The organism is Pseudomonas sp. PDM16 (genome assembly GCF_014851865.1).
Classification (GTDB): Bacteria; Pseudomonadota; Gammaproteobacteria; order Pseudomonadales; family Pseudomonadaceae; genus Aquipseudomonas.
Window position 1 is genome coordinate 239,718 of sequence record NZ_JACVAM010000004.1, and the last position, 18,486, is coordinate 258,203.

The 18,486-nt window shown below is 64.7% G+C and carries 20 protein-coding genes and 1 pseudogene; 11 read left to right on the forward strand and 10 right to left on the reverse strand.

From position 1 onward, the window contains the following. Nucleotides 1-69 precede the first annotated feature (69 nt). A complete protein-coding gene (locus tag IB234_RS15975) occupies nt 70-1,509 on the forward strand; it encodes an HDOD domain-containing protein (RefSeq protein ID WP_192319620.1) in 1,440 nt (479 codons plus the stop codon). A 9-nt stretch (nt 1,510-1,518) separates the two neighbouring features. On the opposite strand, the gene IB234_RS15980 is transcribed toward IB234_RS15975, so the two are convergent. The 3 genes from IB234_RS15980 to IB234_RS15990 all read right to left on the reverse strand — a co-directional run bounded on the left by IB234_RS15980 (nt 1,519) and on the right by IB234_RS15990 (nt 4,147). Continuing rightward, nucleotides 1,519-3,093: a LysM peptidoglycan-binding domain-containing protein gene (locus tag IB234_RS15980; RefSeq protein WP_192319622.1), complete on the reverse strand. Its 1,575-nt coding sequence runs from the start codon at nt 3,091-3,093 to the stop codon at nt 1,519-1,521. 92 nt (nt 3,094-3,185) lie between these two features. Beyond that, entirely contained in the window at nt 3,186-3,968 is a 783-nt protein-coding gene (gene gloB / locus IB234_RS15985; RefSeq protein ID WP_192319624.1) for a hydroxyacylglutathione hydrolase, read from the reverse strand. 41 nt (nt 3,969-4,009) lie between these two features. Beyond that, nucleotides 4,010-4,147, reverse strand: coding sequence for a hypothetical protein (locus tag IB234_RS15990; protein WP_192319626.1), 138 nt, complete (start codon nt 4,145-4,147; stop codon nt 4,010-4,012). A gap of 10 nt (nt 4,148-4,157) precedes the next feature. On the opposite strand from IB234_RS15990, the gene IB234_RS15995 reads away from it, so the two are divergent. The 5 genes and pseudogenes from IB234_RS15995 (at nt 4,158) to IB234_RS16010 (ending at nt 6,627) form a co-directional block, all read left to right on the forward strand. Beyond that, nucleotides 4,158-4,916 (forward strand): class I SAM-dependent methyltransferase, encoded by a 759-nt coding sequence (locus tag IB234_RS15995; RefSeq protein ID WP_192319628.1) that lies wholly within the window; start codon nt 4,158-4,160, stop codon nt 4,914-4,916. 76 nt (nt 4,917-4,992) lie between these two features. Then, a complete protein-coding gene (gene rnhA / locus IB234_RS16000) occupies nt 4,993-5,445 on the forward strand; it encodes a ribonuclease HI (protein WP_192319630.1) in 453 nt (150 codons plus the stop codon). An 81-nt stretch (nt 5,446-5,526) separates the two neighbouring features. After that, nucleotides 5,527-5,697, forward strand: a pseudogene (locus IB234_RS24250) (M23 family peptidase); the annotation flags it as partial. Nucleotides 5,698-5,775: 78 nt separating this feature from the next. Beyond that, complete coding sequence (locus IB234_RS16005; RefSeq protein WP_192319632.1) at nt 5,776-6,327, forward strand: YdeI/OmpD-associated family protein; 552 nt, start codon at nt 5,776-5,778, stop codon at nt 6,325-6,327. After that, complete coding sequence (locus tag IB234_RS16010) at nt 6,328-6,627, forward strand: hypothetical protein (RefSeq protein ID WP_225580627.1); 300 nt, start codon at nt 6,328-6,330, stop codon at nt 6,625-6,627. Nucleotides 6,628-6,747: 120 nt separating this feature from the next. On the opposite strand, the gene IB234_RS24155 is transcribed toward IB234_RS16010, so the two are convergent. Genes IB234_RS24155 through ytfE form a run of 3 tightly spaced genes read right to left on the reverse strand, consistent with a single transcriptional unit; the run spans nt 6,748 to nt 7,728 of the window. Further along, the gene (locus IB234_RS24155) at nt 6,748-6,882 is read right to left on the reverse strand and encodes a hypothetical protein (protein ID WP_263864197.1); all 135 of its coding nucleotides are present in this window, start codon (nt 6,880-6,882) and stop codon (nt 6,748-6,750) included. Continuing rightward, nucleotides 6,866-7,039 (reverse strand): hypothetical protein, encoded by a 174-nt coding sequence (locus IB234_RS23985; RefSeq protein ID WP_225580628.1) that lies wholly within the window; start codon nt 7,037-7,039, stop codon nt 6,866-6,868. Before IB234_RS23985 ends, IB234_RS24155 begins: the two co-directional genes overlap by 17 nt. Continuing rightward, nucleotides 7,039-7,728 carry an iron-sulfur cluster repair protein YtfE gene (ytfE, locus tag IB234_RS16020; RefSeq protein ID WP_192319634.1) on the reverse strand — a complete coding sequence of 230 codons (690 nt, stop codon included), beginning with the start codon at nt 7,726-7,728 and terminating at the stop codon, nt 7,039-7,041. Before ytfE ends, IB234_RS23985 begins: the two co-directional genes overlap by 1 nt. Nucleotides 7,729-7,866: 138 nt before the next feature. Here ytfE and norR point away from each other — a divergent pair, with 138 nt between their 5' ends. From norR to IB234_RS16040, 4 genes are all read left to right on the forward strand, one after another. Then, complete coding sequence (norR, locus tag IB234_RS16025) at nt 7,867-9,396, forward strand: nitric oxide reductase transcriptional regulator NorR (protein ID WP_192319636.1); 1,530 nt, start codon at nt 7,867-7,869, stop codon at nt 9,394-9,396. A gap of 217 nt (nt 9,397-9,613) precedes the next feature. Then, nucleotides 9,614-11,620, forward strand: a complete 2,007-nt coding sequence (locus IB234_RS16030) for a ribonucleoside triphosphate reductase (protein WP_192319638.1) — start codon at nt 9,614-9,616, stop codon at nt 11,618-11,620. A 31-nt stretch (nt 11,621-11,651) separates the two neighbouring features. After that, a complete protein-coding gene (gene nrdD / locus IB234_RS24160) occupies nt 11,652-11,801 on the forward strand; it encodes an anaerobic ribonucleoside-triphosphate reductase (RefSeq protein WP_192319641.1) in 150 nt (49 codons plus the stop codon). 51 nt (nt 11,802-11,852) lie between these two features. After that, nucleotides 11,853-12,587, forward strand: a complete 735-nt coding sequence (locus IB234_RS16040) for an anaerobic ribonucleoside-triphosphate reductase activating protein (protein WP_192319643.1) — start codon at nt 11,853-11,855, stop codon at nt 12,585-12,587. On the opposite strand, the gene IB234_RS16045 is transcribed toward IB234_RS16040, so the two are convergent. From IB234_RS16045 to IB234_RS16055, 3 genes are read right to left on the reverse strand one after another with little or no spacing between them, the layout of a single operon-like run. Then, complete coding sequence (locus IB234_RS16045; protein ID WP_192319645.1) at nt 12,534-13,736, reverse strand: L-lactate dehydrogenase; 1,203 nt, start codon at nt 13,734-13,736, stop codon at nt 12,534-12,536. The genes IB234_RS16040 and IB234_RS16045 overlap by 54 nt on opposite strands. A gap of 5 nt (nt 13,737-13,741) precedes the next feature. Continuing rightward, nucleotides 13,742-15,466: a thiamine pyrophosphate-binding protein gene (locus tag IB234_RS16050; protein WP_192319647.1), complete on the reverse strand. Its 1,725-nt coding sequence runs from the start codon at nt 15,464-15,466 to the stop codon at nt 13,742-13,744. Between the two features lie 14 nt (nt 15,467-15,480). Beyond that, the gene (locus IB234_RS16055) at nt 15,481-17,100 is read right to left on the reverse strand and encodes an FAD-binding dehydrogenase (protein ID WP_192319649.1); all 1,620 of its coding nucleotides are present in this window, start codon (nt 17,098-17,100) and stop codon (nt 15,481-15,483) included. A 133-nt stretch (nt 17,101-17,233) separates the two neighbouring features. Here IB234_RS16055 and IB234_RS16060 point away from each other — a divergent pair, with 133 nt between their 5' ends. Beyond that, complete coding sequence (locus tag IB234_RS16060) at nt 17,234-18,232, forward strand: AraC family transcriptional regulator (protein WP_192319651.1); 999 nt, start codon at nt 17,234-17,236, stop codon at nt 18,230-18,232. Between the two features lie 10 nt (nt 18,233-18,242). Here IB234_RS16060 and IB234_RS16065 read toward each other — a convergent pair whose 3' ends face one another. Next, nucleotides 18,243-18,452 carry a tautomerase family protein gene (locus IB234_RS16065; RefSeq protein WP_192319653.1) on the reverse strand — a complete coding sequence of 70 codons (210 nt, stop codon included), beginning with the start codon at nt 18,450-18,452 and terminating at the stop codon, nt 18,243-18,245. Between the last annotated feature and the right edge of the window lie 34 nt (nt 18,453-18,486).

Genomic DNA, 18,486 nt, shown 5'->3' on the forward strand with positions numbered 1-18,486 from the left:
AGTGCCTTTTTCGACGGCTGTGCCATCATTTTGCCTACACTGAAACAAGTTGAAATTGAGGTTGTTGTCTTGGCGGAACGCAGTATCGGGTTACAGGCATGGATAGACCGTTTGAACCAGGCCGAATTGCCTGCTCTCGCCGCCGTGGTGCAGGACCTTCATCGTCTGTCGCAGGCCGATCAGGCATCGGTGCAACAACTGGCCGATGTGCTGCTGCGCGACGCCTCGCTTACCTCCAAGGTGCTGCGCGTCGGTAACAGTGCCTACTACAACCCTTCGCAGGAAAGCATTCGGACCATTTCCCGAGCCATCGTGCTTATCGGCTTCGACAATGTGCGCCTGATCGGCATGTCGGTGAGCCTGATCGATAGCCTGCTCACCAGGGTGCCGCGCGAGCAGCTGCAGATGCTGCTCGCGCGCTCGTTCCATGCTGCCGTACAGGCACGCAACATCGCCGGCTATGTGCTGACCCGGAACCAGGAGGAGGTGTTCATTGCTGCTCTGCTGCATACGGTAGGCGAGTTAGCGTTTTGGGCCTGTGGTGGCGAGCAGGCGGATGAACTGGCGGATGCCCTGGCGCAGCCTGGGGTCGAGGTGGATGAGGCGACGAGGCAGTTGCTTGGCACCACTTTCCGCCAACTCACCCAAGGGCTGGTGAAGAGCTGGAACCTGGGTGAGCTGGCCGCTTTTGCCCATGGCGGCAATCAGCACGATCCGGCGGTGCGCGCTATCAGTCTGGGCGTGAAGATCAGCGAGGCAGCGCTAGACGGCTGGGACTCACCGGAGATGGAGAAGCTGGTGCAGCAGCTGGCGAGCTTCACCGGCGTCAGCCCCGACGATGCGCTCAAGCAGGTGCTGGAGAGCGCACAGGAGACAGTCGAGGTCGCCGCCACTTTCGGTGCGGGCCAGTTGTGCAAGCTGATTCCCAATACCGACCCGGAACAGATCAAGCTGCAACAGCAGGAGCGCAAGGCTCGTCTACTGCAGCCAGACCTGCTGGTGATGCAGCAGGCGTTGCAGGACCTGGGCATGATGGTCAGCGGCAAGGCCGACGTGGACATGATCCTCGACACCCTGCTCAAGGGCCTGCACCGTGGTGTGGGGCTGGAGCGGGCAATGCTGGTGGTACTGGCCGACGGGCAGACCCGTTTGCGCGCCAAGCGGGTGGTGGGCGAGGGCACGGAGCAATGGCTGAGCGATTTCCAGTTGCCGGCATCCCAGGTTGAGCAGCCACACATCTTCAGCTATGTGTTGCGCAACCGTGAGGCCCTCTGGATGGGGGTGCCGGCCAGCTACAACCTGGCCGAGCTGGTGACGCTACCAATGCGGAGAGTGCTGGGGCAGGGGATGTTCTTCATCGCCCCGTTGCTGGCGGGCACGCGGGAGATCGGCGTGCTCTATGCGGACTGCCGCCTCTCCGGAAGGGCGCTGAAGAACGAGCAGTTCGTGGCCTTCCAGCGGTTTTCCCAGCTCACCGCACGTTGTTTCGAGGCATTGAGCAAGCGCTGAGCGGGCGGGTCAGTCCAGATACAGGGTCAGTGTCTGCCCAGGCTTGAGTGCGCTGCTGTTGCTGCGCGGGTTCCAGCGCTGAATGTGCTCGACGTTGACCTTGAATCGCTGGGCGATCAGGTACATCGAGTCGCCACTCTTGACCCGGTAGTAGGTGATGTTCTGTCGATCATCGTCCTTGGCCGCCGCCACCGAGTTGCCTGTACCACCGGAGCCGCCTCGAATCTCCAGCATCTGGCCCAGGCTGAGCCTGCTGCTAGCGTTCAAACCGTTCCAGCGCTGCAGATCCTTGAGCGACACTCCGTGGGCGTTGGCGATCTGCCAGAGGTTGTCGCCGCTCTTCACCTTGTAGCGCTGCGGTGCGCTGGCAGGTGCCTTGGCGACCTGCTCATGCAGCGCCTGGACGGGCTCACGGCCGCCGGCTGATGGAATGGTGAGGGTCTGTCCCACCTGCAGGTGATTGCTGCGCAGCTTGTTGATGTCCTTCAGGGCATTGACCGTCACATGGTGACGATTGGCGATACTGTGCAGATTGTCGCCCGAGCGCACCCGATACTGTTGCCATTGCACCAGTTGCTGAGGCTTCATCATCGCCAGGCTGGCGTTGAACAGCTCGGCCTTGTCGATGGGTACCAGCAGATGCTGAGGACCATCCATGGTGATGCCTTTCTTGAATGCCGGGTTGAGGCTCTCCAGCTCGTCCTCTTCCATGTCGACCATCGCCGCCAGCCGCGCCAGGTCGAGTCCGGGCTTACTCGCCACCTCTTCGAAGTAGGGCTCGTTGGCGATGGGGTTGAGAGCGACCCCGTAGGCTTCCGGAGACATGACCACCTGCGACAGTGCCAGCAGCTTGGGCACGTAGTCCTGGGTTTCCTTGGGCAGCGGCAGGTTCCAGTAGTCGGTCGGCAGACCAAGCTTCTGATTGCGCTCAATGGCGCGGCTCACCGTACCTTCACCGGCGTTGTACGCCGCCAGAGCCAACAGCCAATCGCCGTTGAACATGTTGTGCAGGCGAGTCAGGTAGCTCAGGGCCGCGTTGGTCGAGGCGGTGATGTCTCTCCGGCCGTCGTACCAGTTGGTCTGCCGGAGGTTGAAGTGGCGGCCTGTTGAGGGAATGAACTGCCAGAGGCCGACCGCATGGCTGCGCGAGTAGGCGTAGGGGTTGTAAGCGCTTTCGATCACTGGCAGCAGGGCCAGCTCCATAGGCATGTCGCGCTCTTCCAGACGCTCGACCACGTAGTGGATATAGGGGCTGCCGCGAGTGCTGGCGTTTTCGAGAAAGGAGGGGTTGCTGACGAACCACAGACGCTGGTTCTCGATGCGCGGGTTGATGCCGATTTCGTCCTGCAGCTTGAAACCGTCGCGCACGCGCTCCCAGATGTCCTTGTGCTCCTCCGGCTCGGCCGCTTCCGCGAGCCACTGCGTATCGGGTTGCAGGGCGATGGCCGGGTCCGTGTCACTGACATCGTCGACGGGAGCCGTGCTCTGGCAGCCCGCCAACCCAAGGCATGCCATTACCGCCAGAGCCCTTGCGCGCCTCGTCAGTTCGGTGGAGCAAAGGGGTCCGAAAGGTAATAAAAACATCGGCATCTAGTATCTGTCGGCACAAAAAAAGTGGGGGGATTCTAGAAATGGCCCTCGGAGTGGTCAAGTTTTCACCAGCTGCAGACGTCACATCAGGTGACTTTGAACTGGTCTTTCCAGCTGCGTAGCGAAGCGAAAACCTCGTCGCCCGTGCGCTGCCGGGCGCCGCTCCGCTCGTCGATTTTTTCATTAATGGATGTTTCGTTGCAGCGCAGGAAGGGGTTGGTTGCCTTCTCGAGCGCCATGGTCGAGGGCAGCGTGATCTTTCCTTCTCCCCGCAAGGCAAGGACCTCTTCGAGGCGCTTGATGACCGCAGGGTTTCCAGGCTCGGCTGCGCGGGCGAAATGCAGGTTGCTGAGGGTGTATTCATGAGCGCAGTAGATGTGGGTGCTGTCGGGCAGCGACGCAAGCCGCTGCAGAGAGCTGTACATCTGTTGTGGGCTGCCTTCGAACAGTCGCCCGCAGCCGGCGGCGAACAGGGTATCGCCGGAGAACAGCCAACCCTCATCGGCCTGGTAATAGGCAATATGACCCAGGGTGTGGCCGGGCACCGTGTACACGAGAAACTGGCGGCCCAGGACTTCGACCTGCGCTCCGTCTTCGAGCGCGTCGTCGCGGGCGGGGATGTTTTCCTGAGCGGGACCATAGACCCTGGCTCCCGTCTCGGTCTTGAGCCTGGTCACACCTCCGACATGGTCGGGATGGTGATGGGTGATCAAGATCGCATCGAGGCGCCACTCGGGATGCGCGCCCAGCCAGTTCAGGACCGGCTGAGCGTCGCCCGGATCGATCACGGCGCAGCGACGCTGGAGAGTGTCCTGCAGCAGCCAGATGTAGTTGTCGGAAAAGGCCGGAAGGGCATCTATCTGGTACATATTCGGGGTCGCCATTCTGGGAGCAATGGCGCATCTTAATCTCAGGTGCCCTTCGTGATCTCCATCCTGTCGATCATGATGTAGTCCAAAGGGGAAGGAGGCCGATTGCCGAGGCATTCGGCGACTGCGTTGGCATTTCCGCTGCGGGCCGGCGGTTTCCCGACATCCTGCTTGTTCATGGAGGCTGCAATGAGCGAACAACCATTCGCCCAGGCCGATGCCGACTGGCTGCAACTGACTGCTGTCGCGCGGCAATGGCTGGCGTCGCCGCTGGGTGAGCTGCTGCTCGCGGAGCAGCGATTGGCACTGGACGAGGAATTGGCTCGTTACTTCGGTGGCTACCTGGTGCACTACGGTCCGGCGGCTGCCGAGCCACCCAAGGCCCCCCAGATTCGTTGCAATGTTCGCCTGGGTGCGCCGTTACCGGGGGTGCACATCGCCTGCGATGAACAGGCTTGGCCCTTGGGGGAGCATGCTGCCGACGTGGTGGTTCTGCAGCATGGGCTGGACTTCAGCCTGTCCCCGCATGGTCTGTTGCGCGAGGCGGCGCGCAGCGTACGCCCGGGTGGTTATCTGCTGGTGACCGGGGTCAACCCCTGGAGTGCCTGGGGGCTGCGTCACTACTTTGCTCGGGATGGCTTTCGCCGGGCGCGCTGCATCTCCCCGGGCAGGTTGACGGACTGGCTCAGCCTGCTTGGATTCGCGCTGGAGAAACGCCGCTTCGGGTGCTATCGTCCGCCGCTTTCCGCGCCAGCCTGGCAGGCCCGCTTGGCCGGACTGGAGCACTGGGGCGCACGTATGGACGCTCCTGGTGCGGGCTTTTATCTGCTGGTGGCGCGCAAACTCGTGGTCGGACTGCGACCGCTGCGGCCGATTCATCGAGCCAGCATGGGCAAGCTGTTGCCCATGCCTGTGGCCAAAGTCAGTCGGCGCGATTCCGAAAACTGAGCAGATCACCAACCGTACCGAGAATGCCGCCGAGCGTGCTTCGCGAGCGGTCCGACGGTGGCTCTGAGAGAAATAAATGACCGAAGTAGTCGAGATCTATACCGACGGCGCCTGCAAGGGCAATCCTGGGCCGGGTGGCTGGGGTGCTCTGTTGATCTATAAAGGATCGGAAAAGGAGTTGTGGGGCGGTGAGCCCAATACCACCAATAACCGTATGGAGCTGATGGCGGCGATCTGTGCATTGATTGCGCTGACCAGGCCTTGCGCGGTGCGCCTGATCACCGACTCCCAGTACGTGATGAAAGGTATCCAGGAGTGGATGCCGAACTGGAAGAAGCGGGGCTGGAAGACATCGACCAAGGAGCCAGTGAAGAACGCCGACCTGTGGCAGGCACTGGACGAGCAGGTGAACCGGCACCAGGTGGAGTGGCAATGGGTGCGCGGCCATACGGGCCATCCCGGCAACGAGCGTGCCGATCAGTTGGCCAATCGCGGGGTGGATGAAGTCCGGTCGATGAAATCGCTCTAGGCCTTACCTGCAGCCGCGATGGCAGCAGGTGAGGCCAGCCGGACGAGTGGTAATGGTGGCGCATTGATGTCATTCCGGATGTCTCAGATCGGGGCCGTCGGCACGTCGGGTAACGCTGCAGGCAAACAGCCTCATTTGCACTACACGGTCCTCTCGCTGTTGCCGCTACCCTGGCGGTACAGCACCGGTACGCAAGGCTGGCGCAAGATGTTCTATCTGGACCCAGGCGTCGTGCTCGAGCATGGTGCCTGACTTCCAAAGGGTGAGGGCTATTCTCCTGTGCTCTAGCCGAACTCCCGATAGTCCGCCGCTCTCCGTAGGGTGACCGACATGAGCCAAACCGCGACCCGATCCTCCTTTGATTCACTACTGCTTCGCCCAGCCGAATTGGTTGGGGATGAGGACTGGACGTTTCTGGTCCTGCCCCGTGCTGCCAGCGAGAAGCTCCCGCGACGAGGGAGAACTAGCGTCGAGGGCACTCTCAACGGTCATCCCTTTCAGGCCACGCTGGAACCGGATGGGCAACTGAGCCACTGGCTGAAGATCGACAACGCACTGTGTGTGGCCGCCGGGGTGAAGGTGGGCGATGTGGTGACACTGGAGATCGCATCCGTGGCGGCCGAGCTGGAGCCGGAGGTGCCACCAGATTTCCAGGAGGCACTCACTGCGGCCCCTGAGGCCAAGGCGGTGTGGGATGCCACCACGACCATCGCTCGAATCGACTGGGTTCACTGGGTCGAGTCCGCGAAGCAGGCCAAGACGCGCAACAGCCGAGTGGAGAAGGCGTGTGACATGCTGGCGTCCGGCAAGGCGCGTGTCTGCTGTTTCGATCCATCGGGGTTCTACAGCAAGAGCCTCAGTGCGCCTCAGGCCGAAGAGTAAATGGCCCGTTCGTGTAGTCGGCGGAGCTTCTACAACCCTATGACCTTCATCGATACCGCCACCAACCGTGCAGGCCGATTCAGCATTGGCCGTGAGTCTGGTTCCGGTCGCTATTACCTTTCTATCCCCGTTGCCAATCGCCTCTGCGATTACGAGGAGTACTACGCGATCTCCCAGGCCGATCACGATGCGTACCCGGCCAATCTCGACGAACTGGTCGAGTTTGCAGACCGTTGCCGGCGTCGCTTGAACGACGAGCTGCTGCTGGTGCCAGCTGGCTCGGATCGTGGGGTGGGCTGAGCCGTTGACCGGAGCAGTGGAATATGGCGCAAAACAGCGCTGTTGTGGCTAACAGTTTTCCCCCAGAAAAGACTCGGCCCGCAATCGCGGGCCGAGCCTAGCCTCAACACATGTGATTAATCAGCCGACCGTTGGGGCACCTCCTTCCGCGCTCTGCGGCACGGGTTTGGCCACGGGGGAGAAAAAGCCGCTGACGACCTGCCAGGTCATGGCCAGGGCGCCGATGATGAACACGATGTCACTGAGGGTGCGCACCGCAGCGTCTGCAGCAGGTCCTGCGTGAAGGCGTCGCTGCGGCGTACCACAGGCCCTTGCTGACGCTGGCGTGGAACTGGATGAGGCCGGTGGGCAGCAGGCGGGTGGCGATCATCAGCACCAGGCCGCCGTTCAGCCAGCAGAAGGCCACCTTCATCAGGCGCTCGCTGAATGCACCTCCTGACCGAGGACACGCGGGAACAGCAGGTTGTTCTCCAGGTGGATGTGCTGCATCAGGTCCACACGGAATTCGTTGAGGCCGCGATACAGCGCCTGCCAGGTGTTGCACGCACCGGCCGGCGCGCGGATATCGTTGGTCAGTTCGGCCAGCCGTTCGAGGGCTTCGCCGTGCTGGTCGTGCTCGAAGCGCATCACTGTGATCGGCCCGCCGGCCATGGCGCCGGCGCCGCGCAGGATCATAGGGAACAGCACCTGCTCCTCCTTCTGCATATGGCTTTCCAACTCCTGCTGGATGCTCATCAGCAGCTCGGTGAGGCCGTTGGGGCACTCGTCGCGGCGGCCGTGAACCTGCTCCACGCGCGCGGCCAGGCGGATCAGCTCCGGCAGCTGCAGGCGGTGGATGGCGTGGTAGCGCATCAGCAGGTGATCGATCAGGTGGGCCGGCGCCATCTCGCGCCAGCGCTCTTCACCTTCGGCCTGCGGGTCAAGAGCGAGCAGGCGGTTCTGCACTTCGCGGGCATCGATGCCACGTTCCAGCGCTGCCTGGCGCAGGCTCTTGCCGCCGCCACAACAGAAGTCCAGATGGAATTCGTGAAACACCCGGGTGGCTCCGGGAATGGTGCAGGCCAGGTCGCCGAGTGTGTCGTCGAGCAGTTGGGTGGCCATGGAGGTCTCCTTGAATCGGGCTAGGTCCGATACCTCCATCGCAAACGCCGTGCCGCCTCTGGAGTTGACGTAAATCAAGGGCTGGCGCGGTGGGCGGGTTTAATTTACCTGCCAGAAATCAGGTGATGGATACCCGAAATGGTGGATTTGACCCCGCTGCAAAATACCTTGCTGGCCGATCTCACCGGCGAGTTGCCCACGGCGATTCGCGTGCAGCGCCTGGTCGTCAGCCTGCGGGAGGAGTTCGCCTGCAGCGCGGTAGTGCTCCTGCGTCTGGACGGGGAGAGCCTGCGTCCGCAGGCGGCGGTTGGCCTGGCCCACGAAGCACTCGGGCGCAGCTTTCTGCTTTCGCGTCATCCGCGGCTGGCGCAGATTCTGGCGCAGCGCCAGCCGTTGCAGTTCGCGGCTGACAGCGAACTGTCCGACCCGTACGACGGCCTGCTGGAAGACAGCCCTGACGAGCCGCTGCCGGTGCATGACTGCATGGGCATGAGTCTGTACCTGGACGGCCGCCTGTGGGGCGCCATCACCCTCGATGCGTTGACCCCCGGCAGCTTCGACTGCGCCACGGCTCAGCGTCTGCAACGCTGGGCGCTGATCATCGAGACTGCACTGCGGGTCAGTCGCCTGGAGGGAGACGTGCGCAGCCTGCGCCTGGCGCGCCGCGAGACGGTGGAGAGCGGCAACGAGACCGAGGGCGCGATCCTCGGTGAGAGCCCGATGCTGCGGCAGTTGCTCGACGAACTGGCGGTGGTTGCCGACTCCGACCTGCCGGTGCTGTTGCAGGGCGAAACTGGTGTCGGCAAGGAGCTGTTTGCCCGCTGGCTGCATGCCCATTCGCCACGCGCCCGCAAGCCACTGGTGTACGTCAACTGCGCGGCGCTCCCCGAGACCCTGGCCGAGAGCGAGCTGTTCGGCCATATCAAGGGCGCCTTCTCCGGCGCCAACCAGGACCGGGCGGGGCGCTTCGAAGCCGCCAACGGCGGCACCCTGTTCCTGGACGAGATCGGCGAGCTGCCGCTGTCGATCCAGGCCAAGCTGCTGCGGGCGTTGCAGGGTGGCGAGATCCAGCGCCTGGGCGCGGACCAGCCACGGCACGTGGATGTACGGGTGATCGCCGCGACCAACCGGCGGCTGTGGGAAGAGGTGAGGGAAGGGCGCTTCCGTGCCGACCTCTACCATCGGCTGTCCGTCTACCCGGTGCATATCCCGCCACTGCGCGATCGCGGGCGCGACGTGCTGGTCCTGGCCGGGCATTTCCTCGAGCTCAACCGGGCGCGCCTGGGCCTGCGCTGCCTGCGCCTGTCGCCGGATGCCGAGCGTACGCTGCTGGCCTATTCGTGGCCGGGCAACATTCGCGAGCTGGAGCATGTGATCAGCCGCGCCGCACTCAAGGTGCTTAGCCAGGCCGAGTCGCGCACCGCGCTGCTGAGCATCGAAGCACCCTGGCTGGGGCTGGATGTACTGCCGAGCGAGCCGCAGGTGGCGGCCATACCGCAGCCCATTGCGCCGCAGGAGTCCCTGCAACAGGCGGTGGATCGTTACCAGCGTGACCTGATCCGCAGCGTGCTGGAGCAGAACGACGGCAGATGGGCCGCCGCGGCGCGTGCCTTGCAGATAGACCCGAGCAACCTGCGCAAACTGGCGCGGCGGCTGGCGCTGATCTGACGTCTTCCGGTGCGCTCGCACCCGAGCTGCCCCTCCTACTGATCGCGGCGCAACCTCGCGACGCAGACGCCTCCTTGCGAAAACGAAATCCGTGACGGCGGTCCGTGTACGGAATTGACCGAAGTCAATTGTTGCTCGGCTCCCTGGCGTAAATTCACATCATCTTGTGGTTCTGATGTTTTTCGATAGCTAGATGATGTGTTTAGGGGGTAAGGAGATGCATCCCGATAAAATGCCGGGGACGCTGTTCAAGCGCGATGGCCGAGAAGTGACTTTCGACAGCGGCAAGATCGAACGAGCCATTGCCGCTGCCGCTCATGCCACCCAGGAATTCGGCCCGGAGGAGGCCACACTCATCACCGAGGCGGTGCTGTCCCGGTTGCTGGATGCCCGTCGTCTGGATGTGGAGCAGGTGCAGGACAAGGTCGAGCTGGTGCTGATGGAGGCCGGCTACTACGCCACGGCCAGGGCCTATATCGTCTACCGCGAGCGGCACGGCCGCCTGCGCCGCGAGCGCAAGCACCTGATCGACGTCGCCGCCTCGATGAACGAGTACCTGCGCCGCGAGGATTGGCGCGTGCAGGCCAACGCCAACCAGGGCTACTCCCTGGGTGGGCTGATCCTCAACGTTTCCGGCAAGGTCACCGCCAACTACTGGCTGGACGAGGTCTACAGCGAGGAAATCGGCCTGGCGCACCGCGAGGCTGATCTGCACATCCACGACCTCGACATGCTCGCCGGCTACTGTGCCGGCTGGTCGCTGCGCACGCTGCTGCACGAGGGCCTCAACGGCATTCCAGGCCGGGTCGAGGCGGGGCCGCCCAAGCACCTGTCGAGCGCCCTGGGGCAGATGGTCAATTTCCTCGGCACCCTGCAGAACGAGTGGGCCGGCGCCCAGGCGTTCAGTTCCTTCGATACCTACCTGGCGCCCTACGTGCGCAACGACCAGTTGAGCTACGAGCAGGTGCGGCAGTCGCTGCAGGAGTTCATCTACAACCTCAACGTGCCGTCGCGCTGGGGCACCCAGACCCCCTTCACCAACCTGACCTTCGACTGGGTCTGCCCGGAAGACCTGCGCGAGCAGGTGCCGGTGATCGGCGGGGTGGAGATGCCGTTCTGCTACGGCGAGCTGCAGGCCGAGATGGAGCTGATCAACCGTGCCTACATCGAGGTGATGATGGCCGGCGACGCCATGGGCCGGGTGTTCACCTTCCCGATCCCGACCTACAACATCACCCACGACTTCCCCTGGGACAGCGACAACGCCACCCGGCTGTTCGACATGACCGCGCGTTACGGCCTGCCGTACTTCCAGAACTTCCTCAACTCGGACATGCAGCCCAACCAGGTGCGCTCGATGTGCTGCCGTCTGCAGCTGGACGTGCGCGAGCTGCTCAAGCGCGGTAACGGCCTGTTCGGCTCGGCCGAGCAAACCGGCTCGCTGGGCGTGGTGACCATCAACTGTGCGCGGCTCGGCCACCTTTACCCGCAGGACCTGACCGGCCTGCTGCAACGGCTGGATGAGCTGCTGCAGATGGCGTACGAGAGCCTGGAGGTGAAGCGCAAGGTGATCCAGCACCACATGGACGCCGGCCTCTACCCCTACACCAAGCGTTACCTGGGCACCCTGCGCAATCACTTCTCCACCATCGGCGTGAACGGCCTGCACGAAATGCTGCGCAACTTCACCGGTGACCGCGAGGGCATGCACACCCCGGTTGGCCGCCAGTTGGCGCTGCAGGTGCTCGACCATGTGCGCGAGCGGCTGGTGCGCTTCCAGGAAGACAGCGGCCATCTCTACAACCTGGAGGCGACGCCTGCTGAGGGCACCACCTACCGCTTCGCCAAGGAAGACCAGAAGCGCTACCCGGATATCGTCCAGGCCGGCACTCCGGACGCGCCGTACTACACCAACTCGTCGCAGTTGCCCGTGGGCTTCACCGAGGACCCGTTCGAGGCGCTGGAGCTGCAGGACGAACTGCAGTGCAAGTACACCGGCGGCACGGTGCTGCACCTGTACATGGCCGAGCGCATCTCGTCCGCCCAGGCCTGCAAGCAGCTGGTACGCACGGCGCTCGGACGGTTCCGCCTGCCCTATCTGACGGTGACGCCGACCTTCTCCATCTGTCCGGTGCACGGCTACCTGGCCGGCGAGCACGAGTTCTGTCCGAAGTGCGACGAAGTGCTGCTGCAGAAACAGCAGTGCGGCACGGTCTGCGCCTGATCCCCCATTTCCCACGCAAGGAGCAATACCCATGAAGCAAGCCATGCAACTCCCGCAAGCCCAACGCCAACGCTGTGAGGTCTGGACGCGGGTGATGGGCTACCACCGCCCGGTGTCGGCGTTCAATCCGGGCAAGCAGTCCGAGCATCGCGAGCGCCGGCATTTCTGCGAAGCGCGATAGTCCGCATCGCCCGCCCGGTTCGTCCGGGCGGGCTCCGTTCTGGAGTACACAATGTTCTCCCTCTACAACCCAGCAGATGAATTCCCGCACGATTGCTCGCTGCGCATCGGCGGGCTGTTGCCGATGACCACCATCGACTACCCCAACCACCTGGCCTGCGTGCTGTTCTGCCAGGGCTGTGCGTGGCGTTGCCGCTACTGCCACAATCCGGAGCTGATCAGCCCGCAGGCGACAGGCTCCATCAGTTGGAGCGAGGTGCTGGCGTTTCTGCGCAAGCGCCGTGGGCTGCTGGAGGCCGTGGTGTTCAGTGGTGGTGAGGCGACGCTGCAACCCGGCTTGCCAGACGCCATGAGCGCGGTGCGCGAGATGGGCTTCAAGGTCGGGCTGCACAGCGCGGGCATCAAGCCTACGGCCATGCGCCGGGTATTGCCGCTGTGCGACTGGGTCGGTTTCGATGTGAAGGCGCTGGAGGAGGATGTGGCGCTGATCACCGGTGTGAACGGCAGCGGCCGCGCCAACTGGCAAAGCCTGGAGATGTTGCTGGGCAGCGGTGTGGACTTCGAGTGCCGCACCACCGTGCACTGGCAGCTGTTCGATTGCCAACGCCTGGAGCGCCTGGCCGAGCGCCTCGCCGCCCTGGGTGTGCAGCGCTTCGCCATCCAGCTGGCACGCCCGGCGAAGATGCTGGACAAGCAGCTGGGCAGCGCTGTGATGCCCGACGAGGCCGCTGAGCTATGGCCCTATCTTCAGCAGTTGTTCGACCACTTTGAGCTGCGTGATGCCTGACTGCGGTTGCAGCAGGTGAGGGCCGATGTCCTGCAGCGCGCTCACGCCGCACAGGGCCATGGCCACCCGCAGTTCCTCATGCAGGCTACGCAGCAGTGCCTCGACGCCGCGCTGCCCCTCGGCCGCCAGTGCCCAGGCCCATGGCCGGCCGATCAGCACGGCCTGGGCGCCCAGCGCCAGGGCCTTGAACACATCGATGCCGCTGCGCACGCCGCCATCCAGCAGCAACGGCACCCGCCCGTTCAGCGCGGTGGCCACCGCGGGTAGCTGGCGAATGGTGGAAGGCACGCTGTCCAGCTGCCGACCGCCGTGGTTGGACAGCACGATGCCGTCCGCCCCGCAGGCCACGGCCTGCAACGCATCGTCCACCTCCAGCACGCCCTTGATGACCAGTTGCCCCGGCCATTGCCGGCGCAGCCATTCGATGTCCTGCCAGGTCACGCCGGGGTCGAACTGTTCGTCGAGCCAGGTGCGCACTGCTTGCAGGTTCGCCGGATCGGCCACCTGTTGGGGCAGGTTGCCGAAGCGATGAGGACGGCCCTGCAGGCCGACATCCAGCAGCCAGCCGGGGCGTTGCAACAGCTGCCAGGCCCGCAGCAGTTGCCCGCGCCGGTCGGCTGCCTGCATACCGTTGCGCGTGTCGCGGCGGCGCACGCCGGCCACGGCCAGGTCGACGGTGAACAGCAGGGTCTCGCAGCCCAGTTGCCAGGCCTGCTGCAGCATAGCCTGCACGGCGCCGCGGTCACGCAGCATGTACAACTGGAACCAGCAGGGGCTGGTGGTTGCGGCGTGGATCTCTTGCACCGGGCAGATGCCCACGCTGGACAGGGCGAAAGGCACTCCGCAGGCCTCGGCGGCCAGCGCCGCCTGGACCTCGCCGCGCCGCCGGTACAGCCCGGCCATGCCCAGCGGCGCCAGCGCCAGGGGCATGCTCAGGGGGCGGCCGAACAACTGGCTGCTGGTATCCAGCTGGGTGACATCGTGCAGCACCCGCTGGCACAGGCGCAGGCTGTGGAAGTCGAGCGTATTGGCGGCCAGCGTCAGCTCGTCGTTGGCGCCGCCGTCGATGTAGTCGAACAGGAAGCGTGGCAGGCGCTGCCTGGCGAGTGTCCGGTAGTCGGCGCTGCCGACGGGTATCTGCAGGGCCATGGCGTTCACCCGGTGACGCGGCGCCAGAGCGCGCGACTGACGACTCGCACCTTGTCGCGCGGAGTGAAGCGTTTCAGCGTGGCCTTGACCACGCCCTCGGTGAAGCGCGTGCGCTTGCTGTAGTCCACATGCACGTTGACCAGCACGGGACGATCCTCGTACTCCAGCGCGCGGGCAATGACGCTGGCGCATTGGGCGTTGTCGTCGAGATCGAGATAGGCAGCTCCGGTGGCCTCGGCCAGGGCCTTCAGCTGCAGCCCCGGCAGCACGCTGCAGGTCTTGCGGTTGTAGGGGATTTCCTGGGCCTGGGCGATCTGCGACAGCTCGCCGTCATTGAACACGAAGAGCGCCACACCCAGCTTGAGGCTGCTGGCGGTGAGCAGTTCGAGGCCGGTCATGCGCAGCGCGCCGTCACCGACCACGCCGACCACCCGGCGTTGCGGGTTGGCCAGCTTGGCGCCGATCATCGCCGGCACGCAGTAGCCCATGGCATTGAAGTCGCTGGGCGAGATGAAGCCGCTCTTGCCGTGAATGGGCAGCAGCTCGGCCAGCAGGAAGGTGTGGTTGCCGTCGTCGGCGACCACGATGGCCTCGTCCTCCAGGCTGTCGCGCAGCACCCGGCAGAACTCCGCGGGGTTCACCCGGTTGCCGCTGTCATGGCGCAGCCATTCGCGCTGGTAGCTCTGCTTGTCCTTGGCGATGCGTGCCGGCAGGTCGCTGTTGGCGGGCTCACTGCGCAGGGCGCGGACTTCTTCGAGCAATGCCGGCACCAGCTGCTCCGAGTCGCCCAGCAAGGCCAGGGCGACTGGATAGTTGGCGTTGAAGACGGCGGAGTTGATGTCCAGGTGAATCAGGTTGCCCGGTACCGGCATGCTGTAGCTGCCGGTGGGGATCTCCGCGAAGCGCGTGCCTACGGCGAGCAGGCAGTCGCAGTCGGCGAAGGCGTGCTCGGCCGCTGGCACGGCGTACGCGCCGAAGCCCATGCCGGTGTGCAGCGGGTGATTGCCGGGGAAGGCGCTGAGCCCCTGCAGGGTGGTACAGGCGGGCGCATCGAGCAGTTCGGCCATTTGCACCAGTTCATCGCGCGCGGGCAGGGCGCCCCAGCCGAGGAAGAGTCCGGGTTTGCGGGCCGCCACAAGCGCTCGTGCGGCTTCGCGCAACAGGGCGCGGTCCAGCGGTACGCTGGCAGAGGTGGCAGCGAAGGGTTGCATCTCTTCGACCTCGCCGAGGAAGTTGCCGATGTTGTACGGCAGCTCGACGAACACCGGCCCCGGCTCGCCCGAGGTGGCAATGCGGTAGGCGCGGTAGAAGGTGGGGATGACCTCGGCATGGCTCTCGATGCGGAAGCTGGCCTTCACCAGCGGCGCCAGCAGGCTGTGCTGGTCGATGTCGTGCAACTGATAACGCCTGCCGCTCTGACTGTGGATGCCACCGGAGACGATCAGCATAGGAATGCCGTCGAGCCCGGCCTCGCCGATGCCGCTGGCGGCGTGGGTGACGCCCGCGGCGGGGACGATCACCAGTGTGCCGATGCTGCTGCCGGTGCGGCTGAAGGCGTCGGCCATGAAGGCGGCGCCGCATTCGTGGGTCACCAGTACCGGCTGAATCTTCGCCGAGGCGTTCAGTTCGTCGTACAGCTCGGTGTTGTGCACGCCGGGAATGCCGAAGGTGTGCGTCACGCCGAGTTGTTCGAGGGCGAAACGGGCCAGCGCCGCTCCAGTCTTTTGCATGGGGAAATCCTCGTTCAGGAATGGAGAGCCGGTTGGCCGACGATGGACCAGGCGGCCCGGCGACCGTTGAAGATGCAGTTGCTGAGGAAGGTGCCTTCCAGCGAGCGGATGCCGCTGATACCACCGCCGCCGAAGCCGGCCGCTTCGCCCGCTGCGTACAGGCCGGTGATCGGTTGGCCGCTGCCATCGAGCACCCGCGACTGCAGGTCGGTGAGCATGCCGCCCATGCTCTTGCGGCTGATGAGACGAGTGCGAATGGCGATCAACGGCCCGGCGGACGGGTCGAGAATCGGCTGGAAGCGGCAGGTGCGCAGGCGGTCGCTGCGCCACTGGCGTAGCTGGCGGATGCGTTGCAACTGCTCGTCGTTGTACAGGCTCGTCTTGCGCTGGATGTGCTGGTCGTAGTGCTCGACATCGGCCTGCAGGCTGGCCGGGTCGAGGCGGTCGTCGCCGGCCAGGTCGGCCATTTTTCGTGTCAGGCCCGGCAGGTCGGTGGCGGTCAGCACATCCGGGCAGTGCTCGATCATCCAGCTCACCAGTTCGCGGTTGCCGGTGAGGGTTTGCCAGATCAGGCGCAGCATCTTGCGGTCGCGGAACAGCGGGTTGCTGTCGGCGCCGGAGATGGCCATTTCCTTGATCGCGATCTTCCAGTTCATCAACTGCCAGCCGTACTGGCCGGGCAGGTGGCAGAGGCGCTTGCACAGGTCGTGGGTGTCGAAGCCGCTGACCATGGGCACCGGTCCCGCACGTCTGCCGGAGGCATCGAGCCAGAGGGCGGAGCGGGGTGGGATCAGGCTGAGACCATGGTTCGGGTACTGCGGCTCGGGGTGGGCGATGCCGGCGGCGTAGTTCCACATCTGCCCCAGCTTGACCACCTGGCCGCCGGCGGCGACCACCTGCTCGTGCAGCGCGCCATTGGCGTGTGGCGGTGTGCCGGCGAGCAGGTCGTCCGGGCAGGGGCCGTAGAGCGAGTCCCAGTGCTGGCGCACTCGGCCCAGGTCGCCGTTGATGCCGCCGCCGCAGATCACCACGTGCTCCGCGTCGACCTGGAAGTCGCCCACTGGCGACGTACCGTGGCAGCCAACTACCGCGCCATTGCGTTGCTGCAGGCCCAGCACCTTGTGCTCGAAATGGCAGGCCAGACGCTCCTGGCTGTGCGCGAGCAGTTGTTGGGCGAGGGTGTCCGCCAGGGCGCGGCCGCAGCCCCAGAGTACGTGGTAGCGGGGCAGGGAGTTGCCGTCGCCGTGGTTACCACGCTCGGCCCACTGCACGGCGGGGAAGAAGCTCATGCCGCGGTGACGCAGCCAGTCGTAGATGTCTGCCCGGTTGCGCTCGGCATAGGCCTCGGCCCAGCGCATGGCCCAGTGATCGTCCCGGTCGAAGCAGGCGGCGCGCTGCCAGTCTTCCAGCATCAGCTCGGGCGAGTCGCTCACGCCATTGTGCCGCTGTTCCTCGGTGCCACAGAGCAACATGCCGCCGAAGGCATCGCTGGCCTGGCCGCCCAGCTTTTCGCGCGGGCCGGCATCCAGCAGCAGCACGCTGCGCCCCAGGCTCAGCAGCTCCAGCGCGGTGACGATGCCCGCGAGCCCTCCACCCACCACCAGGTTTTCACAACGATAACGAACCGTGCCCATGTGACCTCCGACGAATCCTTTCGGCGCAGGGTAGGAGCGAAGCGGCAGACATATCCTGATATTTCACGAATGGAAATTTGACATTTCACGAGTCGCGCAGGCGCACTAGGCAAAACGTGGCAGAGTCTCTGGCATGACCCGTATCGCCCGAAGTGCCGTTTTCATCGGCTATGACAGCCTGTGCCGCAAGTTCGGCCTCAACCCGCTCGCGCTGCTGCGGCGCTGTGGCGTGGACCCGGTGGTGCTGCGCCGCCCGGATCTCTACGTGCCCTATGCGCACCTGGCCCAGGCGCTGAACCTGGCGGCTGAGGAGAGCGGCATCAGCAACTTCGGCCTGCAACTCAGCGAGTACCACGATTACCTGGTGTTCGGCCCGTTTGGCCTGCTGCTGGCCCAGGCGGAGAGCTTCACCGAGGTGCTGCGGCTGACGCAGCAGTACATCCACCTGCATGCCCAGGGCATTGCCTTGCGGCCGAAGAGCGAGGACGGCCAGTTGCGAGTGGAGTACTGCCTGCAACTGCCCGAGCCGGTGGACCTGCGTCAGCTGCGCGAGCTGGGCCTGGGCGTGGTGCAGCGCTCGATGCGTACCCTGTTCGGCGAGGCCTGGCAGCCGTCCCGTTTGCTGGTTGGCCACGGCTGCATGGGCGATGCGGCCGAGTACGAGTGTTTCTTCGGTTGTCCGGTGAGCTTCGAGCAATCGGTGAGCGCGTTCGTCACCCAGGCCGATATCGATCAGCTACGCCCGCTGGAGCAGCGCCGCCAGCTCAAGTCGCACCTGATCGAGCAGTACGCCCAGCGTCATCACCGCCAGCCGGACCTGCTCGAACAGTTGCGCTACACCCTGCAATCGATCCTGCCTACCGGCGACGCCAGCCTGGAGGTGATCGCGCGCCTGCTCGGCAAGCACCCGCGCAGTCTGCAGATGGAATTGCAGACGCAAGGGCTGAGCTTCCGCAGCCTGCTCGAACAGGTGCGCTATCACGAAGCCCAGGAGCAGTTGCGGCTGTCGGCCCAGTCCATCACCGAGCTTGCGCTCAACCTCGGCTATGCCGACGAGAGTGCCTTCTCACGTGCCTTCAAACGCTGGAGCGGTTTGTCGCCACGGCAGTGGCGACAACGCGAAACCAGTTGATGCGGCACTGCTAGCCTTTGGGTGGTTTGCTGCGGTGCTCGGTGGTGGTGATGCCCGCGTAGCCCCAGTTATCGGTGTCGACTTCTTCGATCACGATATGGGTGAGTTCGGGCTTCTTGTTCAGAACGCGCTCCAGAGTCTCGGTGATTTCCTTGATGACCTGAGCTTTCTGCTCGCGGGTGACGCCGTCGCGGGTGATGCGGACGCTGACGAAGGGCATGGTCTTGCTCCTGTGTGGATGAATGGTGGTGATC